Origin of the sequence: Rhizobium sp. BK538 (assembly GCF_014197575.1) — a bacterium.
Taxonomy (GTDB): Bacteria; Pseudomonadota; Alphaproteobacteria; order Rhizobiales; family Rhizobiaceae; genus Rhizobium.
Window position 1 is genome coordinate 1 of the sequence record NZ_JACIFT010000054.1, and the last position, 3,270, is coordinate 3,270.

Below are 3,270 nucleotides of genomic sequence, written 5' to 3' on the forward strand. Positions count from 1 at the left end.
GTTGGAGATCGGAGGGGCATGCGCCCCTTGCCATCAGGCGTCCAGCCAAACGCGGGTCGCGACGTAGCCGTTCGACATGTCGTTGCCGATATCGTCGACATAGCCCTTCAGCGTCTTCGAAGAGGCCATGATGTTGTCGTTGAAGACGGGCAGGATCAGACCGCCATCGTCTCGCACCATCAGAGCCAGCTGTCGATAAAGCACCTTGCGCTTGGCTTCATCGAGCTCAGACCGCGCCTGCAATACCAACTTGTCGAAGTCAGGGTGCTTGAAATGCGTGTCGTTCCATTCGGCGGTCGATAGATAGGAGGTGGAATAGCGCGAATCCTGTGTCGGCCGGCCGCCCCAGAAGGAGGCGCAGAAGGGCTGCTTGTTCCAGACATTAGTCCAGTAGCCGTCTTCGGGTTCGCGCTTCACGTCGATCGTGATCCCGGCCTTGCGCGCGCTTTGCTGGAACAGGATCGCCGCATCCACGGCGCCCGGGAAGGCTGCGTCGGAGGTGCGCAACAGAATTGGACGGTCGAGACCCGATTTCTTAAAGTAGAAGGCGGCCTTGTCGGGATCATACGGCCGTTGCTCGATATCGGTCGGCGCCAGGGGGTAGTTGGAGTTGACCGGATAGTCGTTGCCGATCGTTCCATAGCCGGCGAGAACCTTGTCCAGGATCGACTGGCGATCGATGGCATATTTCAACGCGAGACGAAGGTCGCTGTTGTCGAAGGGCGCCGTGTCGCAATGCATCAGGAAGCAGTAGAAGCCCTTGCCTGCATTTCGGATGATACTCACAGTCGGTGCCCGCTGCAGCATGGGAACTGTCTTCGGGTCGATACTGTTGACGAAATGAACCTGGCCGGAGGCAAGCGCCGCAACGCGGGCCGTGTTGTCGTTGATGACGAGTATTTCGACGCTGTCGACAAAGCCGCGGTCGGAGCGCCAGTCGTCCTTGTTTTTCTCGAATGTGGCGCGGACCCCGGGTTCGAAGCTTTTTAGAATGTAAGGACCGGTGCCGACAGCTGCTGCCGGCTTTTCGACGCCGCCCTTCGGCTGGATGATCAGGTGGTAGTCGGTCAAAAGGAGGGGCAGATCCGCATTGCCTTCGGAAAGCGTCAGAACGAGATCGCCCGCCTTTTCTTCAATGCCTGCAATTGACGCCATGAGCCCAAGTGCGCCCGACTGCGAGTTTTTGTCCGCGTGCCGCTTCAGCGTCGCGATGATATCGGCGACGGTCATCTTGCTGCCGTCGTGAAACCGTACATCGTTCCTGATCTTGAAGGTCCAGATCGAAGCATCCGCCGACGGCGTCCAGGAGGTTGCCAGCGAGGGCAGGGGTGCACCAGTCTTGGGATCGGATCCGACAAGTGTGTCGCCCCAGAGGCGGCCAATGACGAACAGTACCGAGGCACTGTATGTCGCCGGGTCGAGCGCGTCGCTGGTGGCGCCGCCCTTGAGGCCAAGCTTCAGATGGCCGCCACGCTTGGCTTCCTGCGCCCGTGCGTCACGCGGCATCAGGAGGCCCGAGGCGAGGGCCGGCAAGGCGCCGAGCGCGACGGCACCGCCGAGGAAGTGGCGGCGGCCGATTTTCGGCTGCGAAGATTGATCCTTTTGATGCGTCATGACGGTTCCCTCTTTTTCATTTGTAAGTGGGAACGTAGAGGCTGGGCCGGCTCACGCAATTTCGCGACTTGACGCATCCTTAAGCGAGTTTACGCTGGTTCACGAGAAGACGGAGTTACGGATGCCTCACCTGGTCGAGAACCTCAAAATCGCCTGCGCAACGCAACGTTCAATTTCGCATCTGTGCCGTGCAATCGATATCAACCGGCAACAATTCAATCGATACATCAACGGCCAGACGAGGCCTTCCGCCCATAATCTGGCTCGCATCGCCAACTATTTCGATCTTGACGCAGCCGACTTTGGCCTCGCTCCCAAGCAGTTTCGCGAGCGACTTCACAAACCCGTCCTCGGTATCAACGGAGGTTCAGAGCTTCTCAAAGCGTTTCCCGGAAACCTAGCCGCGCTCAGGCGTCACATCGGCTATTTTCAGACCTATTATCGTTCGCCATCCTGGCCCGGGATGGTTGTCTGTTCGTGCAGCCGCCTTATTGAGCAGGGTGGATTGGTGCAGGCCAAATCGATGGAGCGGCTTCGAGACCTCGGAAGCGGCATTCAGCAGTTTTCGAAATATGTGGGCTTGGCGGCCTTCTATCGGAACCGGATCTTCATCACGCAGCGTGTCGTCGGACCGAACGCCATGCTGTCGCAGACGATCCTCCTGCCATTCGACGAGTATCAGCGCGTCTATCTACGTGGGACGACGATGGGAATTTCCTGGCGAAGGGAAAACCTCCCCTATGCCTCGCGGATGATCTGGCGGCATGTCGGCACCGAGCCAGACTTGCGTGAACTTCTTGCGCGCTGTGGACCTGTCCCGCTATCGTCGCGCCAGCTACCACCGACGGTGCGCTCATTCCTCGAGGATCCAGCTGCAGAAGTATATGAGGTGCCCGCGGAGTATTGAGAAAAGTCCGGGGGGATGTCACAACGGCCGCCAACGGATCACCAGGCAGTTTTCCTAGATATTAGTCGCTGTGTAGAAGTCGAAGGGGACAATGTGCTGCGACACGGTCGGTGATCGGTCGGTATCGAGAGCTTGCGCCATTGCACGCACCAAGGTCTCCCCCAACTGCTTTGCCGGGTGAGATAGGACGACCTTGATCAATCCTTCAGCAAGACCGGCTTTTGTTTCATTCGTGAGTTCGTGTGCTATGACCACCAGGCGTTTGGCTGCCGGACCACCATCCTCCCGCAGGGCTCGCATCACACCGGTGATGCCGCCGCCGGCAACGTAAAGTCCGACCCAATTTGGTTCGGTCTGCAAAAGGTGACGCGTGGCCTCATAAGCAATTTCGGGCTCTTCAAGGGTTGCAACCGTCTCCAGCATCTGAAAGCCCGGCGCGCTCTCCCGGAAGTATGATCGAAAACCCATTTCGTTTAGTTCTTGCCCGGATCAATTGAGTTCCGGGCATCCATAATCAGATCAGGCTGTTAGGCTGCCTCACGGAAACCGATGATGGCCTTGGTCTCAAGGAATTCAGCGATCGCCATCGGACCCCATTCACGTCCGTTGCCGGACTGCTTGTAGCCCCCGAAAGGCGCAGCCAGATCAAGATTAACATTGTTCAGGTAGACTTGGCCGGCACGCAGGCGACGCGCGACAGCTTCGGCCGCAACCCGCTCACCCTGGACATAGGCAGCAAGGCCGTAGGT

3 protein-coding genes and 1 pseudogene are annotated in these 3,270 nt (G+C 58.5%); 1 reads left to right on the plus strand and 3 read right to left on the minus strand.

Annotation, left to right across the window (positions count from 1 at the left end):
- Positions 1–33: 33 nt before the first annotated feature.
- Entirely contained in the window at positions 34–1,614 is a 1,581-nt protein-coding gene (locus FHX09_RS29255) for an ABC transporter substrate-binding protein (protein WP_132590391.1), read from the minus strand.
- A 121-nt stretch (positions 1,615–1,735) separates the two neighbouring features.
- On the opposite strand from FHX09_RS29255, the gene FHX09_RS29260 reads away from it, so the two are divergent.
- The gene (locus tag FHX09_RS29260; RefSeq protein ID WP_132590393.1) at positions 1,736–2,521 is read left to right on the plus strand and encodes a helix-turn-helix transcriptional regulator; all 786 of its coding nucleotides are present in this window, start codon (positions 1,736–1,738) and stop codon (positions 2,519–2,521) included.
- A 54-nt stretch (positions 2,522–2,575) separates the two neighbouring features.
- Here FHX09_RS29260 and FHX09_RS29265 read toward each other — a convergent pair.
- Both FHX09_RS29265 and FHX09_RS29270 read right to left on the minus strand, forming a co-directional pair.
- Positions 2,576–3,004 (minus strand): annotated as a pseudogene (locus FHX09_RS29265) (substrate-binding domain-containing protein); the annotation flags it as partial.
- A 44-nt stretch (positions 3,005–3,048) separates the two neighbouring features.
- Positions 3,049–3,270: aldehyde dehydrogenase family protein (locus FHX09_RS29270; protein ID WP_184451112.1), on the minus strand; the 222-nt coding region annotated here is incomplete at its 5' end.